This is a genomic window from Shewanella sp. 11B5, assembly GCF_002836795.1.
In the GTDB taxonomy this organism is placed as follows: domain Bacteria; phylum Pseudomonadota; class Gammaproteobacteria; order Enterobacterales; family Shewanellaceae; genus Shewanella; species Shewanella frigidimarina.
Genome location: NZ_PJAP01000684.1, coordinates 1 through 2,026, shown reverse-complemented (window position 1 = coordinate 2,026; position 2,026 = coordinate 1). Strand labels below are relative to the sequence as shown.

Sequence of the window (2,026 nt, the reverse complement as noted above, 5' to 3'; positions counted from 1 at the left end):
AAATTGCCACCCATTTTTGAAATAACAACATAGCTCGATTCAATTTTAGTTGTCATACCTCAAATCATTTTATCAATCCGTAGGACTATGTTAACGGGGTTAAAAATGTGATTTCAATAAGCACTACATAATTTTAAGCGAAATATAAGGCAGCACAGAAGCTTTCTTGAAAAGGTCAGCAATATTCAACGTTCTCGACTAACGAGTTGTCTATTCCGCAAGAAAGCCTTACGCACGAACCGCGCACAGCAGCGACAACTTTATATATGCAGGTGATGGCGTATCTTCTAAGCTAACACCAGTTTCTCTTGGTCTAGCCACCTTCAATTACCATTTTTAGAAAATGTAATGAAAACCTAGTTGAGTGTTAAATATTTATCCAACTGAGCTGAGATGCCATGTTTAACAAACCCTAGTGATTACAGATTTTATCTTTAGCGGTTGTAATGCCACCTTCGCTTGGGATGAACTTGCCTTTGCCTTCTAAAAACTCAATCAACATCTCAGCATCCATCTCGGTTGCTGAACAAGTATGATAACGAGTCTCTGCGCCAAACTCAGTATGCATCATGGTTTTAAGATCATGCTTTGTTAACGCAGAGCCATGGGTTAGCATCATTTCCATCACTTTATGGCCGTGAACTGATTCTGACATTGTATCTCCAATTAAAGGTGTAATTTATTTGTATTTTATAACGTATTTTTTAGTTATAAATACCGATCTGACACACAAGATTTGAAAAATATTATTGTTGGCGCCTATATTAAAATTGATGCCGATAACACTCAATTTACCGGCATAAGAGGCGCTAATAAAAACCAAAAAATCATAGCGTAAAAAAGATTTTCTGGTTAAATATCAATAAAAACAGTTGTCAGGTAACGGTAAAATGTAGCAACATCAGCTGTTATTTTTACGGCTACGTTCATGACGTCAAACTTTTATTGAGCTTGTTTCAATTTCAACAACGGCAGCATGAATGGCTTGAAATATGAGCCTATCAGCTTCCACAGTGTCATTATCAGGGACATCCCAGGCCATAATTTCGCGATATCGCTCTACGAGTTGACGAACGTCTTCGGTGATCTGATCATGGTAGCGTTCAATTTCTATATTTTGTATATCGGACATGAAAATATACCTTAGCCATAATAAGTTAGAACACAGGACCTTGAACCGGAACGATTAATATTTCACAACGGCTATGATTTTGAACGTAATGCGGCACTGAGCCCAATAACTTGTTTATGCCTTTTTTCTTTTTTGCCCCAAAAATGGCTAAATCAATATGTTGTGCTTCCAAAAAAGACACAACGCCATAATTTATCTCACCACAAATCACTTTGGTCTCAATGGGAAAATCAGTATCCAAATCGTTCACAAAAGCTTTCATCTGAAACTGAGCAGCATCAATATTTTTTTTGTTTTGATCTTTGATGATGTCTAGATCAACAACGTTGTAGCCCACTGGATCGCCATAGAGTGTATAAGCGAGTACTTCTGGAACAACATTGAGTAATGTTAATGAAGCTTGATAGTAGTTAGCTAATTCTATTGCGCGTTTGCATGCATGCTTTGAATACAGGGAGAAATCCACCGCAACCACAATATTTTGATAGGGTTGCAATTGTTCTACCGCTTTTTCAAACTCTTGCTTTTCACGTAACCAGTCCCATGCTTGTTGCAGATTTTCTCGGTTAAAATAACGCACTTCACTAGATATCAAAAAAGGCTTCGCGATTAACGCCATCCAATGTTCCCAAGACTTATCGCCAACCATCGCAATGCGCTCAAAATCACTAAGGTGTTTCATACCAAACTTAATATCATCTATTGCGGCATCTAAATCCCAGCCGGAAAAATTATCAAACTCAAAAAGTAATGAGATTTTACCTAATCGTTTAATTTGCGTTTCAAGTTGGGGAAAGAATTGCTGGAAATCCTCAAGAGTTAGTTTTCCAGAAGCTCGCACAGCAATGGTATTGCCATCGAATACAGGTATAACTTGCAACATGGAATTATCCT

General features: G+C 37.6%; 3 protein-coding genes. All 3 read right to left on the bottom strand.

What is annotated here, in order from left to right:
* Positions 1–412 precede the first annotated feature (412 nt).
* The gene (locus tag CXF78_RS15295) at positions 413–655 is read right to left on the bottom strand and encodes a YecH family metal-binding protein (RefSeq protein ID WP_011637249.1); all 243 of its coding nucleotides are present in this window, start codon (positions 653–655) and stop codon (positions 413–415) included.
* Positions 656–934: 279 nt separating this feature from the next.
* Positions 935–1,132, bottom strand: coding sequence for a hypothetical protein (locus CXF78_RS15290; RefSeq protein WP_011637248.1), 198 nt, complete (start codon positions 1,130–1,132; stop codon positions 935–937).
* 25 nt (positions 1,133–1,157) lie between these two features.
* Positions 1,158–2,026 (bottom strand): STAS/SEC14 domain-containing protein (locus CXF78_RS21480; protein ID WP_219622080.1); only part of this gene is annotated, 869 nt, incomplete at its 5' end.